Consider the following 17,778-nt stretch of genomic DNA (forward strand, 5'->3'; position numbering starts at 1 on the left):
GCGGGGCAAGCGCCGCCCGGATCGTTACCTTCCGGTTCGCCCGCCGGGCTGGGGTTTCGGCCGGAACTTCCTGCCCCCTTGTGCCCGTTTCATCCCCTTGTTCGCCCCGTGCGCCCCACCCGTTTCGGTCATGGGATCGCTCCCGGCATTGTGGTTCCAATGGGAAAGCGTTTACCATCCTGGTGTGAACCACACCACGCAACGCAGGTACGCGATCGTCGGCACGGGTTCCCGGGCCCGGATGTACACCCGGGCCCTGGCCTCCACCCACCGCCGCCACGGAGCCCTCGTCGCCCTGTGCGACACCAACGCCACCCGCATGGCCGTGCACAACCGGATCGTCGCCGAGGCGGGCCTGGACCCCGTGCCCGCCTACGCCGCGGACGCCTTCTCCCGCATGCTCGCCGAGCAGGCCGTGGACGAGGTGATCGTGTGCACCGTCGACCACACCCACGCCGACTACATCGTCGCCGCCCTGGAGCACGGCGCCGACGTCATCACCGAGAAGCCCATGACCACCGACCTGGAGGGGCTGCGCCGCATCGAGGAGGCGCGCGAGCGCACCGGCGGCCGGGTCACGGTCGGCTTCAACTACCGCTACAACCCCGTGCACCGCCGTGTCCGCGAGCTCATCGCCCAGGGCGCGATCGGCGAGGTCGGCTCGGTCCACTTCGAGTGGATGCTGGACCTGCGCCACGGCGCCGACTACTTCCGCCGCTGGCACCGCGACAAGGCCAACTCCGGGGGCCTGCTGGTGCACAAGGCCAGCCACCACTTCGACCTGGTGAACTGGTGGATCTCCGCGCGTCCGGAGGAGGTGTTCGCCTCCGGGCGGCTGTTCTTCTACGGGGAGGAGAACGGGCGCCGGCACGGGCTGGCCGCCGACTACGAGCGCGGCCACGGCTCGGCGGCCGCCGACGCCGACCCCTTCGCCCTGCACCTGGCCGACAGCCCCGACCTGAGCGCCCTGTACCTGGAGGCCGAGCACGAGGACGGCTACCGCCGCGACCTCAACGTGTTCGGTCCCGGCATCACCATCGAGGACGACATGTCGGTCCTGGTGCGCTACGACACCGGGGCCCGCCTGACCTACCACCTCACCGCGTACGCCCCCTGGGAGGGGTACCGGCTGGCCGTGACCGGCAGCCGCGGCCGCCTGGAGCTGGACATGGTGGAGTTCGACCGCACGGTGGCGGGCCGTACCGAGGACAACCCGGTGCGGGGCATGCCCGCCCCCAAGGAGGACACGGTCTCGCGGCTGGTGCTGCGCCGCCACTGGAGCGGGCCCGAGGAGGTCCCGGTGGAGGTGGGGACCGGCGGCCACGGCGGCGGCGACACCGCGATGCTCGACGCGCTGCTGGGCCGGCTGGACGACGGCATCCGCCCCGACCACGCCGACGGCGGCAACGCGCTGCTGACGGGGCTGGCCGCCAACGCCTCCATGGCCTCGGGGGCGCCGGTGCGCGTCGCCGACCTGGTCGCGGGGAAGGACGCGTGAGCGCCGCGGGCCCGGTGCCGCTGCTGCTGGTGGGCCTGCACGGCCACGGCCGCTCCCACCTGCGTTCGCTGCTGCCGCTGGTCAAGGCCGGGACGGTGCGGTTGGCGGGGGTGTGCGACCGGGTCGCGCCGGCGGCGGGCGACGACCTGGAGGGGCACGGTGCGGTGCCCTTCTTCGACGACCTGGCCACCGCCCTGGAGCGGACCGGTGCGCGCGTCACCGTGCTGGTGACCCCCATCCACACGCACCTTCCGTTGGCCCTGACCGCTTTGGAGCACGGCTCGCACGTGCTGTTGGAGAAGCCCACCACGGCGACCCTGGCCGAGCTGGACCGGTTGGTGGAGGCGGTCGACGCCTCCGGGCTGGCTTGCCAGGTGGGGTTCCAGAGCCTGGGGTCGGCGGCGGTGGACGCGGTGCGGGCCCTGATCGCCGAGGGGGCGGTGGGGCGGGTGCGCGGTATCGGCGGCTGGGCCGCGTGGGTGCGCACCTCGGCCTACTACGGGCGTGCGCCGTGGGCGGGGCGGCGGCGCCTGGACGGGCGCGAGGTGGTGGACGGGGCGATCACCAACCCGTTCGCGCACGCGACGGCCACCGCGCTGGCGCTGGTGGGCGAGGGCGCCCACGCGCCCTCGGACATCGAGCTGGACCTGTACCGGGCGCATCCCATCGAGAGCGATGACACCTCGGCGCTGCGTTTGCGCACGGCCGGCGGGGTGCCGGTGGTGCTGGCGACGAGCCTGTGCGCGCCGGCGGAGGTCCCGCCGCGGCTGCTGGTGCACGGGGAGCGGGGGCGGATCGAGCTGGAGTACACGCTGGACCGGGTGAGCGTGCACCGGCCGGGCCGGGCGCCGGTGACGGCGACCCATCCGCGCCGCCACCTGGTGGCGGACCTGGTGGACCATTTGCGGCACGGGACGCCGCTGCTGGTGCCGCCGGGGGCGACGCGGGGGTTCATGCACGTGTTGGAGGCGGTGCGGACCGGGCCCGATCCGGTGCCGATCGGCCCGGAGCACCAGCGGGTGTGGGAGGAGGGCGGGGTGATCCACCGGACCGTGGACGGTGTCACCGACCTGGTGTCGCGTGCCGCGGAGTCCCTGTCCCTGTTCCGCGAGCTGGATGTTCCCTGGGCGCGGATGGATTCGGAGGCGGTCTCATGACGAGGATGGCGCCCGGCGGGGCCGGTGCGGCGGTGGCGGTGTGGAACGGCGGGGCGGATGTGGAGCCGCGGCTGTCGCCGCGCCCGTACCTGCACCCGGTGCGCACCCGGGCCGGGGTGGTGGTGACCGAGGTGGTGCCCGAGGACCACCGCCACCACCTGGGTGTGGGGGTGGCGGTGCCGGACGTGTCGGGTACGTCGTTCTGGGGCGGGCGCACCTTCACCCCGGACCGGGGGTCGGTGATGTTGGACAACCACGGGCGCCAGAGTTCGCGGGGCCCGGTGGCCCGGCCGGGGGGCGTGTGGGTGGAGGAGGTGTCCTGGACCGGTCCGGGGCGGGGTGAGCTGCTGCGCGAGGAGCGCCGGTGGCGGGCCCGCGGCCTGGACGGGTCGGCGTGGGTGCTGGACCTGGAGTGCACGCTGCGCAACACCGGCGGCCGTGACCTGTCGATCGGCAGCCCGGCCACCAACGGCCGTCCCGGCGCGGGGTACGGGGGGCTGTTCTGGCGGGCCCCGATCGGCCCTTCGGCGCCCCGGGTCCTGGGCCCGGACGGTGTGCGGGGCGAGGAGGGGCTGCACGGGTCGCGTGCGCGGTGGCTGGCCCTGGAGGGGGACGCGGGCGGGCCGTGGACGCTGCTGTTCCACCAGCCGGGCGGGCACACCGATCCCTGGTTCGTGCGTGCGCGGGAGTATCCGGGGGTGGGTCCGGCGCTGGCCTGGGAGGAGCGGTTGCCGCTCCCGGCGGGGCGGGAGCTGACCAGGTGTCTGCGCACGGCCGTCGTGGACGGGCACCCCGGGGATCTGGACGCCCTGGCGGCGGCCGTCGCCGCCCTGCCCTGAGCCGTGCGTCGGGATGTACGCGGAATCGAAGAACGAGAGAGGGAAGACCCGTATGCGTGTGCTCGTCACCGGAGGTTCGGGGCGGCTGGGCCGCAGTGTCGTGGCCGGTCTGGCCGCCCGGGGCCACGAGGTGGCCTCGGTGGACGTGGCGCCGGCCGAGGGGCCCCCGGGGGTGCGGGGGCTGGTGGCGGACCTGTTGGACGCGGATGCGCGGTCGGGGGTGTTCGCCGAGGTGCGTCCTGAGGCGGTGGTGCACCTGGCCGGGATCGCGGTGCCGTTCGCGCGTCCGGACGTGGAGACGCTCCAGGTCAACACGGGTCTGGCCTGGGCGGTGCTGGGTGCGGCGGTGGAGCACGGTGCCCGGGTGGCGGTGGCCGCCTCCAGTCCGACGGTGTACGGCTACAACACCCCGGGGTGGCGGCCCCGGTACCTGCCGTTGGACGAGGAGCACCCGGTGGCGCCCTGGCACGCCTACGGGCTGAGCAAGCTCATCGTGGAGGAGGCGGTGCGGGCGCTGGCGCGGACCTCGGGGGACTGTGTGCTGTGCGCGGTGCGGCCGGGGTACGTGGTGGCGCCGCAGGAGTGGGAGGGGGCGCCCACCCAGTTGGGGCACACGATGGCCGAGCGGGTGGCGGATCCGGAGCTGGCGGGGGTGTCGCTGTTCAACTATGTGGACGCGGCCGATGCGGCGGAGTTGTTCGCGCGTGTGGTGGAGGCCCCGGAGCGGGTCGAGCACGGCGGGGTGTACAACGCGGTGGCGGCCGATCCGCTGGCGGAGGGGCCGGTGGACGGGTTGATGGCGCGTCTGCACCCGGGGTCGGCGCCGGTGGCCGGTGCGCTGGCGGACGGGCGTGCGGTGTTCTCCAGTGACAAGGCCCGCCGGGACCTGGGGTGGGAGCCCCGTGCGACCTGGCGTGACCGGTTGCGCGTCGACCGGGCGGGGTGAGGCGGTGCAGCGTCGGGGCGCCGCCCGCTCGGCTACGCTGGGAAAGAGTTTTCCAGGACGTGGGACGAGAAGGGCCAGGGGCGTGGACTCGGGTTACGTAACGCTGGAGCAGGTGGCCGAGCACGCCGGGGTCTCCCTGGCGACCGCCTCCAGGGTCATCAACGGCAGTACCCGGCAGGTCAGCCAGCGGCTGCGGGACCGTGTCACGGCCAGTGCGCAGCAGTTGGGGTACCTGGCCAACGCCTCGGCCCAGACGTTGGCGCGCAACAGCAGTTCCCTGGTGGGGTTGCTGGTGCACGACATCTCCGACCCCTATTTCTCGTCGATCGCGGCGGGGGTGACGCGGTGCACGGAGGAGCAGGGGCTGGTGCTGGTGCTGGGCACCACGGGCCGGTCGGTGCAGAAGGAGGGGCGGGTGCTGGCGGCGCTGCGTTCGCACCGGGCCAAGGCGGTGATCCTGGTGGGGTCGCGTTCCACCGATGAGGAGAGCAACGCCCGGCTGGCCCGGGAGATCGAGGCGTTCCGGCGTCAGGGCGGGCGGGTGGCGTGCGTGTCCCAGCCGGGGCTGCCGGCGGACACGGTCAGTCCCGACAACGCGTCGGGGGCCGCGGCCCTGGCCCGGCACCTGGTGGGGTTGGGGCACCGCCGGTTCGCGATCCTGGCCGGGCCCAGTGATCTGCGTACGGCGCGGGAGCGGTTGGACGGGTTCCACGGGGCGTTGTCGGCGGCGGGGATCGCGCTGGACCACAACAACGTGATGCACGGGGCGTTCACGCGGGACGGGGGGTATGAGTCCACGCGGCGGCTGATGACGCTGGGTACGGACGCGACGTGTCTGTTCGCGGTGAACGACGTGATGGCGACGGGGGCGATGGCGGCTCTGCGGGATCTGGGGATGAAGGTTCCCGAGGACCTGTCGGTGGCGGGGTTCGACGACATCCCGACCCTGCGTGATCTGACGCCGGCGCTGACCACGGTGCGGCTGCCGTTGGAGGAGATGGGGGAGAAGGCCGCGGAGCTGGCCCTGGACGCCGACCATGAGGGGGAGTTCCGGGTGGTGACCGTGCCGGGGGAGGTGGTGGCGCGGGAGAGCACCGCGCCGCCCACCGCCCCCTGAGGGGTGGTCAGCCGGTGAGGACGGCGGACAGGTCCCGGTCGGCGAGGCCGGGGTGTGCGGTCAGGAGTGCGTGCACCCGGGTGAGGACGGGCAGGTCGGCGGTGGTGGTGGCCAGGGCGATGTCCTTGGCGGCCAGCCGGACGGGGTAGAGGGCGTCCTGGGCGAAGGCCCGTGCGGCGGCGCCGGCCATGGGGCCGGCGAGCAGTCCGTCCCGGGCGGCCTGTTCGGGGACGCCCAGGGCGGCGGCCAGGCGCATCGCCTCGGAGATGACGGCGACGCCGCCGATGAGGGCGTCGATGAGGACGAGTTTGAGGGCGGCGCCCGAGCCGAGGGGGCCGCAGGGCACGGTGCGGCCCAGGACGTCGAGGATCTTCGCCGCGGGGGTGGTGTCGCCGCCGGCGAGGATGGTGAGTTCTCCGGCGGCGGCCGGGCCGACGCTGCCCAGGACGGGGGCGTCCACGAGGGTGGTCCCTGCGGGCAGGCGGGCGGCCAGGTCGGCGATGGCGCGCGGTCCGACCGAGGACATCTCCATCCACAGGGTGCCGGGGGCCAGGTGGGGGAGGATCTGTGCGGCGACGGCGTCCAGGGCGTCGGGGTCGGCGAGCATGGTGATGAGGACCGGGGAGGCGGCGGCCGCGGCGGCGGCCGAGGGGGCGGCGGTGGCGCCTTCCCGTACCAGGGGGTCGGCCTTGGCGGCGGTGCGGTTCCAGACGGTGAGCGGGTGTCCGGCGGCCAGCAGTCGGCGGGCCATGGGCAGGCCCATGTGTCCCAGGCCGATGAAGGTGATCTCTTGCATGGCCTCGACGGTAGGCCCGCGACTGGACATGCCACAAGCGAATGTCCAGCATGGAAGGCATGCTGGAACGTCATGGGTTGTACGAGGTCTTCCTGACGGTGGCCGAGACGGGGTCGTTCACGGCGGCGGCCCGGGTGCTGGGGTACACCCAGTCGGCGGTGTCCCGTCAGGTGCAGGCCCTGGAGCAGGAGCTGGGGGCGGTGCTGTTCGACCGCCTGCCGCGGGGTGTGGCGCTCACCGGGGCCGGGCGGGCCCTGGTGCCGCACGCCCGTGCCGCGGTGGGGCACCTGGCGGCGGCGCGGGCGGAGCTGGCGGCGCTGCGCCGCCTGGACGGGGGGCGGTTGCGGGTGGGCTCCTTCTCCAGTGCGGGGGTGACCCTGGTGCCGCGGGCGCTGGCGGGGTTGCGGCGCCTGCACCCGGGGGTGGAGGTGACGCATGTGGAGGCGTTGACCGCGGATCTGGTGGGGCGGGTGGAGGAGGGGGCGCTGGACGCGGCGGTGGTGGTCGCCCCGGCCGGTCCGGTGCGGGTGGAGCTGCTCCCGCTGTTGGAGGAGCCGTTGCTGGTGGCGGTGCCGGCGGGGCACCGGCTGGCCGGGCGTGCGGGAGTGCGGCTGGAGGAGTTGGCGGGGGAGGCGTGGATCGCGGGGCGGGAGCGGGCGGGGGAGACTCTGCTCGGTCCGGCCGTGGAGCGGGGTTTTCGTCCGCGGATCGCCCATGTGGTGCGTGAGTGGGCGGCCAAGCAGGGGTTCGTGGCGGCGGGGCTGGGGGTGACGGTGCTGCCGGCGCTGGCGGCGGCGTCGCTGCGTCCCGATGTGGCGCTGGCGGCCCTGGCCCCGGGGGAGCTGCCGCCGCGGCCGGTGTGCGTGGCGCTGCCGCGGGGGCGGGCGCGGTCCGCGGCCGCGGGGGTGTTCGGGGAGCAGTTGGGGCGGGCGGTCGCCCTGGTCCCGGGTGTCGCGGCGGACCGTGGCGGTCCGCCGCGACACCTCCCGTCCGGTGCTAGGGGAGGGGATTGAGCGTGTCGGCGAACACCACACCGTGCCCGAGGCCGGTGTCCGCCGACAGCGCTCCGCGCTCCACCCGCACGCCGCTGGGGGCGGCCAATGCCCCCAGGTCTGCGAAGGAGGCGCGGTCGATGTCCTCGACCATGGCGGGTCGGGACAGGCACAGGGCCAGCTGCCCGGACAGTTCGGGCAGCAGGTGGGGGGCGACCGGGACGCCCCGGCGGTCGGCCGCCTCGGCGATGCGCAGGAAGGGGGTGATGCCGCCTACGCGTACGACGTTGGGCTGGGCGATGTCGCACACCCCGGCGTCGATGTAGCGTTCGAACTCCTCGACGGTGCGCAGGTTCTCGCCCAGGGCGAAGGGCACGGGGGTGCGCGATCGCAGCCGGACGTGGGAGCGCAGGTCGTCGGCGGGCAGCGGTTCCTCGATGAAGTGGGGTTCGTGCTCGGCCAGTGCCGCCAGGGCGCGGGCCGCGGCGGGCACGTCCCAGCGCTGGTTGGCGTCGACCATGAGGAGGCCGTCGGCGCCCAGGAGGGTGCGCACCGCCCGTACGCGTTCGGCGTCGCGGGCCGGGTCGGGGGAGCCGACCTTGATCTTGACGGCCCGGTGTCCGGCCGCCAGCCACCGGCGGACCTGGTCCTGGAGGTCGCTGAGGGGGTAGTCCAGGTTGACGCCGCTGCCGTAGGCGGGGACCGTCGTGCGGCGCCTGCCCAGGTGTTCGACCAGGGGCAGGCCGGCGGCCTTGGCCGTCAGGTCCCACAGGGCGATGTCGACCGCGGCCAGGGCCATGAGGGTGATGCCGCTGGTGCCCGCCTCGCGCAGGTGCCGGCGCAGCTCGTCCCAGCGGGAGGGGTGGGCGGGCCCGCCCACCAGGGCGGGCCTCAGGTCGTCTTCGAGGAGCGCGCGCACCGAGCGGGCGCCGATGAGAGGGGTCCAGGAGAATCCCGTTCCGGTGAGGCCGGTGTCGGTGTCCACCTCCACCACGACGATGTCGTTGCGGTCCACCCCGCCGTCCCACGCCCGGTGCAGGGGCAGGCGGTGGGCGCGGGCGCGCATTGCGGTGACGCGCACGTGTTCAGCCCTTCCCGACCAGGGCCAGGCCGGTCTCGATGAGTGCGGCCAGGTCGGCCTCCTCCTCGGGTGTGGGGTCGGTGAACGGGGCCCGGACCCCGCCCACGGGGACGCCGCGCAGGCGCGCCCCCGCCTTGACCAGGGAGACCGCGTAGCCGGGGGAGCGGTCGCGCAGGGCCACGAGGGGGTCGAAGAACTCGGCGAGGAGCCGGTCGGCCAGCGGGTCGCCGTTCTGGACGGCCTTGTGGAAGGCGTCGGCGACCTCGGGGACGAAGGCGAACGCCGCCGAGGAGTACAGGGGCACCCCCACGCCGCGGTAGGCGGGGACGGTCAGTTCGGCGGTGGGCAGGCCGTTGAAGAAGGTGAAGTCGTCGCCGCGGACCTTGCGTACCGCGAGCACGATCCGGTGCATCAGCCCCAGGTCGCCGATGCCGTCCTTGATGCCGACGACGGAGGGCAGTGCTGCGATCTCGGCGGCGGTCTGGGGGGTCAGGACCAGGGTGCCGCGCTGGTAGACGATGACCGGCAGGTCGGCCGCGGCGGCGACGGTGCGCACGTACTCGACCATTCCCTCGCGGGGGGCCGCGACGAGGTAGGGGGGCAGGAGCAGGACGGCGTCGGCGCCGGCCTCCTTGGCGGCGCGGGCCTGTTCGACGGCGGTGGCGACGCTGCCGCCCGCGCCGGCCACGACCGGGACGGCCCCGGCGACGGTGTGGACCGTGCGGGCGACCACGGCGGCGTGCTCGGCGGCCGACAGGGCGTGGATCTCGCCGGTGCCGCAGGCGGTGAACACCCCTCCGGCGCCGTGGGCGACGCCGGAGGCGACGTGGTCGGAGAGGACGTCGAGGTCCACGGCCCCGTCGGGGCCGAAGGGTGTGAGGGGGAAGAAGAGGATTCCGTCGAAGCGCATGGCTCTCCTCGGGGGGAAGGGGGGTGTCACAGGACGTGTTCGATGTGGCGGCGGGCGGTGGTGGCGATGACGTCGTCGATGTCGGCCGCCCAGATGTCGGCGTTGAAGATCTCGACCTCGATGTCGCCGGTGTGGCCGGCGGCCTCCACCGATTCGCGCAGGGAGCGCACGTCGATGTGGCCGTCGCCGACCATGCCGCGGCCCAGCAGGGCGTCGGCGGGCAGGGGCAGGACCCAGTCGCAGACCTGGAACAGGGCGATGCGCCCCTCCCGGCCGGCGCGGGCGATCTGGGCCTGCACGTCGGGGTCCCACCACACGTGGTAGGTGTCGATGGTGACGCCGACCGCTTCGGCGGGGAGGTCCCGGGCCAGGTCCAGGGCCTGGCCCAGGGTGGACAGTACGGCCCGGTCGGCGCAGAACATGGGGTGCAGGGGTTCCAGGCCCAGGCGGACGCCGCGCTCGGCGGCGTAGGGGGCCAGGGCCGCCAGGGCGTCGGCGACGCGTGCGCGTGCGCCGGGCAGGTCGCGGTCGCCTTCGGGCAGGCCGCCCACGACCATGACCAGGACGGGGGCGCCCAGGGCGGCGGCCTCGTCGATGGCGCGCCGGTTGTCGTCCAGGGCGGGGGCGGGGTCGTGGCCGGTGAGGAAGCCGCCCCGGCAGTAGGAGGTGACCCGCAGCCCTGAGCGGCGCACCAGGGCGGCGGCCTTGTCCAGGCCCAGGTCGGCGACGTGTTCGCGCCACAGGCCGATGGCGGGGACGCCGGCGCGCAGGCAGCCGTCGACGGCCTGGACGAGGGTGGCGGGGCGGACGGTGGCCTGGTTGAGGGACAGCCGGGCCAGGCGGGGGTCGCCGGGTCCGGGGGTGGGGACGGTGGCCGGGAGTCCGGTGGGGACGTCCACGGCGGTGGGGACGGGGGTGCTCATTGGTGCACCCCCGCCACGTGCAGCAGGGCGCGCATGCGCTCGACGGCCAGGTCGGGGTCGGTGAGGACTCCGGCGGTGTCGGCCAGGCGCAGGGTGCGGGCCAGGTGGGGCAGGTCGCGGGCGGACTGCATCCCGCCGACCATGTGGAATCCGCGCTGGTGGCCGTTGAGCCAGGCCAGGAACGCGATGCCGGTCTTGTAGTGGGGGGTGGGCGCGCCGAAGAGGTGGCGGGCCAGGGGGACGGTGGGTTCGAGCAGGGCCCGGTAGCGGTCGGTGTCGCCGGCGTCCAGGGCGGCCAGGGCGCGGGCGGCGGCCGGGGCGATGGCGGCGAAGACGCCCAGTAGGGCGTGGGAGTGGCCGTGGTCGTCGCCCTCGATGAGGTCGGGGTAGTGGAAGTCGTCGCCGGTGTACAGGCGTACTCCGGGGGGCAGCAGGCGGCGCAGCCGGACCTCCAGGCCGGCGTCGAGGAGGGAGACCTTGATGCCGTCGACGCGGTCGGCGTGGTCGGCGATGAGGGCGGCCACGGGTTCGATGGCGTCGGCCGGGTCGGGGAAGCCCCAGTACCCGTCCAGGGCGGGGTCGAAGACGGCGCCCAGCCAGTGCAGGATCACCGGGCCCTGGGCGCGGTCGAGCAGGGCGGAGTAGACGCGGGTGTAGTCGGCGGGTCCGGTGGCGACGGCGGCCAGGGCGCGCGAGGCCATCAGGACGGGGACGGCCCCGGCCTTGTGGACCAGGTCGAGCTGGTCGCCGTAGGCGGTGATAACGCTTTCCAGGTCGGCGTGCGAGGGCTCCAGTCCGTCGGTGCCCACGCCGCAGGCCAGGGCGGCGCCGCGGGCGGCGGCCTCGGCGCCCGAGCGGCGGATGAGCTCGGCGACGGTGTCGGGGTCCAGGCCCATGCCGCGCTGTGCGGTGTCCATGGCGTCGGCCACCCCCAGGCCCTGGTCCCACAGGTGGTGGCGGAAGGCCAGGGTGGCGTCCCAGTCCAGGCGGGCCGGGGCGCCGGGGGCGTTGGGCAGCAGGGGGTCGGCGACCACGTGCGCGGCGGCGTAGGCGGTGCGGGTGCGGGCGGGGGGCAGGGGGGAGGCGTCGGCGGCGGGGCCGGCGGGGGTGAAGGGGGCGAGGGTGCCGTCGCCCTCGGGCAGCAGCAGGGGGCTCATCGGATGGAGACCTCGCCGAGTTCGATGGTGCGGCCGGTGCGGGCCGACTCCAGGCCGGCCTCGGCCATCTGCAGGCCGCGCGCCCCCGAGAGCAGGTCGTGGGGGAAGGGCGAGCCGGTGGCCACGTGGCGCAGGAAGTCCTCCCACTGGGCGCGGAACCCGTTGGGGAAGTCGGTGTTGTCGGGGACGTGCTCCCACTGCTCGCGGTAGCGGCCGGGGTCGGCGGCGTCGGGGTCCCAGACGGCCTTGGGGGTGAGGGCGCGGGGCTGGACGCGGCAGGAGCGCAGGCCCGCCACGGCGCTGCCGTGGGTGCCGTCGACCTGGAACTCCACGAGTTCGTCGCGGTCCACGCGCACGCTCCAGGAGGAGTTGATCTGGGCGACGGTGCCGCCCTCCAGTTCGAAGATGCCGTAGGCGGCGTCGTCGGCGGTGGCGTCGTAGGGGGCGCCGTTCTCGTCCCAGCGGCGGGGGATGTGGGTGGCGGTGCGGGCGGTGACGGTGCGCACCGGGCCGAAGAGGTGCTCCAGGATGTAGTGCCAGTGGGGGAACATGTCCAGGACGATGCCGCCGCCCTCTTCGGCGCGGTAGTTCCAGCTGGGGCGCTGGGCGGGCTGCCAGTCGCCCTCGAAGACCCAGTAGCCGAACTCCCCCCGTACGGACAGGATCTCGCCGAAGAAGCCGGAGCCCACCAGGCGGCGCAGTTTGAGCAGGCCGGGCAGGAAGAGCTTGTCCTGGACGACGCCGTTGCGCACGCCCGCCTGTTCGGCGAGTTTGGCCAGGTCCAGGGCCGAGTCCAGGGTGGACGCGGTGGGCTTTTCGACGTAGATGTGCTTGCCGGCGGCGATGGCCGAGCGGACGGCCGCTTCGCGGGCGTGGGTGATCTGGGCGTCGAAGTAGACCGAGACCTGCGGGTCGGACAGGACGGCGTCCAGATCGGTGGACCAGCGGGTCAGGCCGTGCCGGTCGGCGATCTCGCGCAGTTTGCGCTCGGAGCGGCCGACCAGGATGGGTTCGGGCAGGAGCCGGGAGCCGTCGGGCAGTGCGATGCCGCCGTCGTCCCGGATGGCCAGGATGGACCGGGTCAGGTGCTGTCGGTATCCCATGCGCCCGGTGACGCCGTTCATGGCGATGCCCAGTACGCGATCGCTCATCTGATGTGACCACCTCTCTTGTGAAAGCGCTTTCCACCTTACGGCAAAGTTCGCCTCCACACCAGTGGCGAAGCGTGCGGCCGACGGCGGGGGTGGCCGGGTGCGGTGCTCGGGAGGGTGAAGGGGCTGGTCACCGGTCGCGGCGGGGGCGGGGGTCCGGCGCGGTTCCGCGCGCGGACCGGGCCCGCCGCGGCCGCGCACCCCGACGGGCCGGGCGCGCTTTCCCCGGTTTTCCCGGCGGGCCCGACCTGGGCGGACTCCGCCGCCGCGACCGCCCCGCGGGGGCGGTCCCACCGGGGGCCGCCGACGCTCCGGAGGGCCGATCGCGCCCCCGGAAAACGGAAAGCGCTTACATTTCCGGGGGTCGGGCCCGCCGCCCCGGACGGGGCGGCGGGCCGGGTGTCAGCGGGCGGTGTGCGCGGTGATCTCGGCCAGCACCAGGTCCCACAGCGGCTCGGGCGGGTACTGGTGGCCCACGCCGGGCAGCGGCACCAGCCGGGCGCCGGGGACGGCCGCGGCCATCGCCCGCCCGTGGGGCAGGGGGAACATCGGGTCCTCGGTGCCGTGCAGCACCAGCGTGGGGGCGGTGAGGGCCGCCGGGTCGGGGTCGGACGAGCCGTCCTCCTCCAGGATCCAGTGGTTGGTCTGCGTCGCCGCCATGTCGGCGGTGCGGTCGTAGACCCGCGCGGAGAGCGCGCGCGAGCGCTCGGCGTCGAAGACCGACCCGGCGAACGCGCGCTCGCCCTCGACCATCGCCTCGATGGCGGCCTCGCGGTCGCTCCAGTCCGGACCGGGGCCCTGGTCGGCGAACACGGCCCGGAGCCGCGGCTCCATCGGCGGCAGCTCGGGCCGGTCCGGGCCGCCGGTGCCGCCGGGGGTGGTGGACTGCAGGGTCAGGGTCGCCACCCGCCCGGGGTGGTCCAGGGCGATGCGCTGGGCGAGGTCGGCGCCCATGGAGATCCCCACCAGGTGGGCGGTGTGCGCGCCCACCCCGTCCAGGACGGCCAGGGCGTCGGCCACCAGGTCCTTGCGGGTGTAGGCGGGCGCGCCGGCCGGGTAGGCGGTGGACCGGCCGGTGTCGCGCAGGTCGTAGCGGACCACGTGGCGTCCGGCGGCGGCGAGCCGGGCGCAGAAGCCGTCCTCCCAGTAGTCCATGGAGGAGGCCGCGCCGCCGATGAGCAGGACGGTCGGGTCCTGGGCCGAGCCGAAGGCCTGCGTGCAGATCAGGGCGTCGCCGGAGGGCAGGAGCAGTTCTCCGGAGCGGGCGGGGTCGGTGGACATGGCGCTCTCCTAACTACTGAATTAATAGCTGCTACTATTATTTTCATAGTTTCGTGAGGAGGACAAGTGCCCGGTAAGCGGAGTTACGGCGAGGGGTGCCCGATCGCGCACTCCCTGGACCTGGTCGGCGAGCGGTGGGCGCTGCTCGTCGTCCGGGAGCTGCGGCTGGGGGCGCGCCGCTACAGCGACCTGCAGGAGGCGCTGCCCGCCATCGCGCCCACCGTGCTCTCCCAGCGCCTGAAGGACCTGGAGGCCGTCGGCGTCCTGCGCCGCCGGGAGCCGGAGCCCCCGGCGGCGGGCCGGGTGTACGAGCTGACCGAGTGGGGCGCGGAGCTGGAGCCGGTCTTCCGGGCGCTGGCCCGGTGGGGGGTGCGCTCCCCGGTCGTGCCGCTGTCGGGGCAGGTCAGCGCCGACTCCGTGATGCTGGGCCTGCGGACCTTCTTCGCCCCGCCCGAGGGGCACGAGCCCTGGTCGGCGCGCTACGACGTGCTGCTGGGGCGCGAGCGCTACCGGATCGGTGTCGAGCGGGGGCGGCTGGCGCACCTGGCCCGGGGGCGGGACCCGGAGGGGGCGGACGTGGTGGTGCGCACCACCAAGGAGACCTGGCGGCGGGTCCTGGCGCGGGAGGAGCCTGTGGCCGGCGCGGTCGCCGCGGGCCGGCTGGAGGTCGAGGGCGATCCGGGCCTGCTGGAGCGCCTCGTCGCGGCCGCGGCGCCGCCCCCTTCAGCCGGGTAGGGGCTCAGGCGCCGCGGGGGTCCAGGGTGACGCCGGGCAGGGCGGGCAGGTCGGCCAGTGCGGTGACCCGGTGCAGGTGGTGCACGCCCGGCGGCAGGTCCGCGGCCAGGGCCGCCGCGTGGGCGGTCACCAGGGCGGTGGCCCGGGACTGGCCGCGGCCGCGCGCCCGGCGCAGGTGGGGGCCGCTGCGGGCGGCCGCCGTCCAGGCGTCCGTGCCCGGCAGGTGCGGGACCCCGCGCAGGCGGCCCGCGCCGGGCAGGCGGGCCAGCAGCCCCAGGCCCCGGGTCAGGGTGGGGGAGTCCAGCCCCAGGTGGGTGCGGACCGGGCGGCCCAGGTCGCGGGTGAGCACGTGCTGGTCGGCGAAGTCGGCGCGCAGCAGCCGTCGCCGCCCCTGTCCGGGCAGGTCGAGCCGTGCGCCCCGGGACAGGTTGCGCACCGTCTCCCCGGTGGCCGGGTCGGGGAAGGAGCGGCCGAGCAGTCCGAGGGTCCACGCGGTGGCGGCCGCCCCGTGCGCCTCGCCCTCGCCCAGGAGTACGGCCACGTCGATGGGGGCGGTGCCCGGGTGGGCCGCGTGCAGGTCGGCGGCGAGCAGGGTGGTCAGGCCCGGGGCCAGGCCCACGCTGAGCAGCACCGGCGCGCGCGGGGCCAGGCGTTCGAGCCGGGCGGTGTAGCCGGCGGTGGCGGTGGGGTCGACGAAGGCCGCCCCGTGGTCGGCGGCGATCGCGGCCAGTGCGGGGTCCTCGGCCCCGGCGGCGTTGACCACGACGTCGATCCCCTCCAGGGCGTCGCGGTAGTCGTCGTGGCGGGTCAGGTCCAGGGGCAGGTCGGCGCGGCGGGGGTCGCGTCCGGCGGCCAGGCAGGTGTGCCCGGCCGCGCGCAGTGCGGCCGTGGCGGGTGCGCCCACCGCGCCGTAGCCGCCCAGGACCAGCACCCGCAGAGTTCTTGTAGTCATACTCCAAATAGATATGCGGAGTGGCACTACAGTCAAGTCCTAGGATCGTGGCCATGGACACGCACGCCGTCGACGGGCGCACCGCCCGCTCCCTGGCCACCCGCGCCCGGATCGCGCGGGCCGCCGCCGCCCTGTTCACCGAGCGGGGGTACGCCGCCACCAGCGTCGCGGCGATCGCCGCCGAGGCGGGGGTGGGCGTGCAGACGGTGTACTACACGTTCAAGACCAAGGCGGCGGTGCTCGGGGAGGCCGTGGACCAGGCCGTGGCCGGGGACGCCGAGCCCGTCCCGACTCTGGAGCGCCCCTGGGTGCGCGAGGCGCTGGCCGCCCCCGACGCCCGCGGCCAGGTGCGCCTGCAGGTGGCCGGGACCGGTGCGGTGATGGAGCGGGTCGCCGGGCTTCTGGAGGCGGTGCGGGGCGGGGCCGCCGACCCCGACCTCGCCGGGCTGTGGCGTACCAACGTCGAGCAGCGCCGTACCGTGCAGCGGGTCTTCGCCGGCGCCCTGGCCGACCGGGGGGCGCTGCGCCCCGGGCTGGACGCCGAACAGGCCGCCGACCTCATGGTCGGCCTGCTCTCCCCGGAGCTGTTCACCCTGTACACCGTGCACCTGGGCCGCTCGGTGGAGTGGTGGCGCGAGCACACCGCCGACGCGCTGCTGCTCCAGGTGGTCCGGTCCTGACCGGGGGCCGCCCTGCCCGGTTCCGGCCACGGGGTCCTGAACGGCCCGGGGGTCAGGCCAGGAAGCCGCGGACCAGTTCGGCCACGCGGTCCGGGCACTGGCGGTTGACCCAGTGCCCGGCCCCCTGGACCACCTCCAGCCGCGCCCCGGGCACCGCCGCGGCCGCCGCGGCGGTGCGGGCGGGGGCGACGCCGATGTCGCGGTCGCCCTGGACGAACAGGGCCGGGCAGGAGATCTCGCCCAGGCGCGGGCGCAGGTCCACGTTCATGCGGATGGGGCCGATGGAGGCGTTCTGCCAGTCGGAGGAGCCCGTTCCGTTGGTCCGGGCCTCCTGGAGGACCTCGTCCACGATGGCGTCGAAGTCCTCGACGGGCCCGGGGATCAGGGCGGAGCGCACGAAGCGCTCCACGCCCGCGCGCGAGCGCAGCATCATCCCGGGCAGGGTGGTGTTGAGGAACCGGCTGCGGGCGGTGAGCCACAGCAGCTGGTGCACCACGGGCGGGAAGGAGAGCGTTCCGGCGGGGGCGATCGCCACCAGGCGCTCCACCCGGCGGGGGCGCTCGATGGCGTAGGCCAGGGTGAGCGCGCCGCCCTGGGACAGGCCCACCAGGGCGGCCCGGTCCAGGGCGAAGTGGTCCAGGACGGTGTCGATGACGCCCAGCAGCACGCCGTGGTCGGCGGTGCCCCGCCAGGGGCGGCTGCGGCCCTGTTTGGGCCAGTCGGGGGCGAACACGCGGTGGTCCGCGGCCAGGGCGGGGATCAGGTGCCGCCAGCTGAGCAGGGCGTTGTCCTGTCCCGCGCCGCTCAGCAGGAGGACCGGCGGGCCCTGGTCGCCCGCGACGGCGACGCTGAGGGGGCCTTCGGGGCGGGTGATGACGGTGCGGTCGAAGGGGTCGTGGGTCACGGTGCGGGGTCCTTTCCGCGGGTCTGCTGCCAGCGCTGGAAGAGGGCGGGCAGTTCCGACTCCAGGAACCGGTACAGCTCGTTGACGTTGGCCAGGCGCTCGCGGCGCTGCGCGGAGGCGTCCCGCAGGACGCGCAGCCCGTGCTCGGTGACCTCGCGGAAGCCGGAGGCCTGGGCGTAGCGGCGCTCCAGCATGCGGCTCCACCCGTCGGCGGAGATGCGCAGGTAGGCGTTGCGGTCGCCGGGGCGGCGCACGGTCTCGACCAGGCCGCTGGGGGTGAGCAGGCGGGCGGCGGTGCTCAGCGAGCTGCGGCTGACCTGGAGGGCCTCGGCGATCTGGGCGGGGCTCTGCTCGGGCGGGTCGCAGATCAGCAGCCAGCCGACCACCCGGCCGGAGATCAGGGGCAGGCCCTCGCGGGCGAAGAACGCGGCGACCTCGTCCACGAAGGCGGCCTCGTCGTCGGTGGGTGCGCTCATGCGGCCAGATTACCGTCGTTGCAGTCATGACTGCAACAACGGTAATGGGTGTGCGGGGCCCGTGGTGGGGGGGGGGGGGGGCCCCCCCCCCCCGGGCGGGGCCGGGGCGGGATCAAGCGCAGGGCCGGCGCGCCCTCGGGAAGACCCCCCCCCGACACCAACCTGGCAGCCCCCCCCGCCCCC

General features: G+C 75.2%; 18 protein-coding genes. 8 read left to right on the forward strand and 10 right to left on the reverse strand.

Annotated elements, in window-relative coordinates:
- Window positions 1-184 precede the first annotated feature (184 nt).
- The 5 genes from ABZ249_RS19290 (at window position 185) to ABZ249_RS19310 (ending at window position 5,557) form a co-directional block, all read left to right on the forward strand.
- A complete protein-coding gene (locus ABZ249_RS19290; protein WP_355264560.1) occupies window positions 185-1,498 on the forward strand; it encodes a Gfo/Idh/MocA family oxidoreductase in 1,314 nt (437 codons plus the stop codon).
- Window positions 1,495-2,655, forward strand: coding sequence for a Gfo/Idh/MocA family oxidoreductase (locus ABZ249_RS19295; RefSeq protein ID WP_355264563.1), 1,161 nt, complete (start codon window positions 1,495-1,497; stop codon window positions 2,653-2,655). Before ABZ249_RS19290 ends, ABZ249_RS19295 begins: the two co-directional genes overlap by 4 nt.
- A gap of 5 nt (window positions 2,656-2,660) precedes the next feature.
- Window positions 2,661-3,494, forward strand: a complete 834-nt coding sequence (locus tag ABZ249_RS19300) for a PmoA family protein (protein WP_355264630.1) — start codon at window positions 2,661-2,663, stop codon at window positions 3,492-3,494.
- Window positions 3,495-3,546: 52 nt separating this feature from the next.
- Entirely contained in the window at window positions 3,547-4,440 is an 894-nt protein-coding gene (locus ABZ249_RS19305) for an NAD(P)-dependent oxidoreductase (RefSeq protein ID WP_355264566.1), read from the forward strand.
- 82 nt (window positions 4,441-4,522) lie between these two features.
- On the forward strand, window positions 4,523-5,557 hold the full coding sequence (locus ABZ249_RS19310) for a LacI family DNA-binding transcriptional regulator (protein WP_220561278.1): 1,035 nt from the start codon (window positions 4,523-4,525) through the stop codon (window positions 5,555-5,557).
- Between the two features lie 7 nt (window positions 5,558-5,564).
- Here ABZ249_RS19310 and ABZ249_RS19315 read toward each other — a convergent pair whose 3' ends face one another.
- Window positions 5,565-6,353, reverse strand: a complete 789-nt coding sequence (locus ABZ249_RS19315; RefSeq protein ID WP_355264570.1) for an NAD(P)-dependent oxidoreductase — start codon at window positions 6,351-6,353, stop codon at window positions 5,565-5,567.
- A gap of 59 nt (window positions 6,354-6,412) precedes the next feature.
- Between ABZ249_RS19315 and ABZ249_RS19320 the strand changes: the two genes are divergently transcribed.
- Window positions 6,413-7,366 carry a LysR family transcriptional regulator gene (locus ABZ249_RS19320; RefSeq protein ID WP_355264572.1) on the forward strand — a complete coding sequence of 318 codons (954 nt, stop codon included), beginning with the start codon at window positions 6,413-6,415 and terminating at the stop codon, window positions 7,364-7,366.
- Here the strand turns inward: ABZ249_RS19320 and ABZ249_RS19325 are convergent.
- The 6 genes from ABZ249_RS19325 to ABZ249_RS19350 all read right to left on the reverse strand — a co-directional run bounded on the left by ABZ249_RS19325 (window position 7,350) and on the right by ABZ249_RS19350 (window position 13,848).
- Window positions 7,350-8,426 carry a mandelate racemase/muconate lactonizing enzyme family protein gene (locus tag ABZ249_RS19325; protein ID WP_355264575.1) on the reverse strand — a complete coding sequence of 359 codons (1,077 nt, stop codon included), beginning with the start codon at window positions 8,424-8,426 and terminating at the stop codon, window positions 7,350-7,352. The genes ABZ249_RS19320 and ABZ249_RS19325 overlap by 17 nt on opposite strands.
- Window positions 8,427-8,430: 4 nt before the next feature.
- A complete protein-coding gene (locus tag ABZ249_RS19330) occupies window positions 8,431-9,336 on the reverse strand; it encodes a 5-dehydro-4-deoxyglucarate dehydratase (protein ID WP_355264578.1) in 906 nt (301 codons plus the stop codon).
- A gap of 26 nt (window positions 9,337-9,362) precedes the next feature.
- Window positions 9,363-10,259: a sugar phosphate isomerase/epimerase gene (locus tag ABZ249_RS19335; RefSeq protein ID WP_355264580.1), complete on the reverse strand. Its 897-nt coding sequence runs from the start codon at window positions 10,257-10,259 to the stop codon at window positions 9,363-9,365.
- Complete coding sequence (locus tag ABZ249_RS19340) at window positions 10,256-11,416, reverse strand: dihydrodipicolinate synthase family protein (protein WP_355264583.1); 1,161 nt, start codon at window positions 11,414-11,416, stop codon at window positions 10,256-10,258. Before ABZ249_RS19340 ends, ABZ249_RS19335 begins: the two co-directional genes overlap by 4 nt.
- Window positions 11,413-12,567, reverse strand: coding sequence for a Gfo/Idh/MocA family oxidoreductase (locus ABZ249_RS19345; protein WP_355264586.1), 1,155 nt, complete (start codon window positions 12,565-12,567; stop codon window positions 11,413-11,415). The genes ABZ249_RS19340 and ABZ249_RS19345 overlap by 4 nt, the downstream gene beginning before the upstream one ends.
- Before the next feature lie 402 nt (window positions 12,568-12,969).
- Complete coding sequence (locus tag ABZ249_RS19350; RefSeq protein WP_355264589.1) at window positions 12,970-13,848, reverse strand: alpha/beta hydrolase; 879 nt, start codon at window positions 13,846-13,848, stop codon at window positions 12,970-12,972.
- A gap of 66 nt (window positions 13,849-13,914) precedes the next feature.
- On the opposite strand from ABZ249_RS19350, the gene ABZ249_RS19355 reads away from it, so the two are divergent.
- On the forward strand, window positions 13,915-14,583 hold the full coding sequence (locus ABZ249_RS19355) for a winged helix-turn-helix transcriptional regulator (protein WP_355264592.1): 669 nt from the start codon (window positions 13,915-13,917) through the stop codon (window positions 14,581-14,583).
- A gap of 4 nt (window positions 14,584-14,587) precedes the next feature.
- Here the strand turns inward: ABZ249_RS19355 and ABZ249_RS19360 are convergent, their stop codons facing one another.
- Window positions 14,588-15,535: an NAD-dependent epimerase/dehydratase family protein gene (locus ABZ249_RS19360; RefSeq protein WP_355264595.1), complete on the reverse strand. Its 948-nt coding sequence runs from the start codon at window positions 15,533-15,535 to the stop codon at window positions 14,588-14,590.
- A gap of 53 nt (window positions 15,536-15,588) precedes the next feature.
- Between ABZ249_RS19360 and ABZ249_RS19365 the strand changes: the two genes are divergently transcribed.
- The gene (locus tag ABZ249_RS19365; protein WP_355264598.1) at window positions 15,589-16,215 is read left to right on the forward strand and encodes a TetR family transcriptional regulator; all 627 of its coding nucleotides are present in this window, start codon (window positions 15,589-15,591) and stop codon (window positions 16,213-16,215) included.
- 52 nt (window positions 16,216-16,267) lie between these two features.
- Here the strand turns inward: ABZ249_RS19365 and ABZ249_RS19370 are convergent, their stop codons facing one another.
- The gene (locus ABZ249_RS19370) at window positions 16,268-17,119 is read right to left on the reverse strand and encodes an alpha/beta hydrolase (protein ID WP_355264601.1); all 852 of its coding nucleotides are present in this window, start codon (window positions 17,117-17,119) and stop codon (window positions 16,268-16,270) included.
- Entirely contained in the window at window positions 17,116-17,595 is a 480-nt protein-coding gene (locus ABZ249_RS19375) for a MarR family transcriptional regulator (protein ID WP_355264604.1), read from the reverse strand. The genes ABZ249_RS19370 and ABZ249_RS19375 overlap by 4 nt, the downstream gene beginning before the upstream one ends.
- Window positions 17,596-17,778: the final 183 nt, after the last annotated feature.

Origin of the sequence: Nocardiopsis sp. NPDC006139, assembly GCF_040614155.1 — a bacterium.
In the GTDB taxonomy this organism is placed as follows: domain Bacteria; phylum Actinomycetota; class Actinomycetes; order Streptosporangiales; family Streptosporangiaceae; genus Nocardiopsis; species Nocardiopsis changdeensis.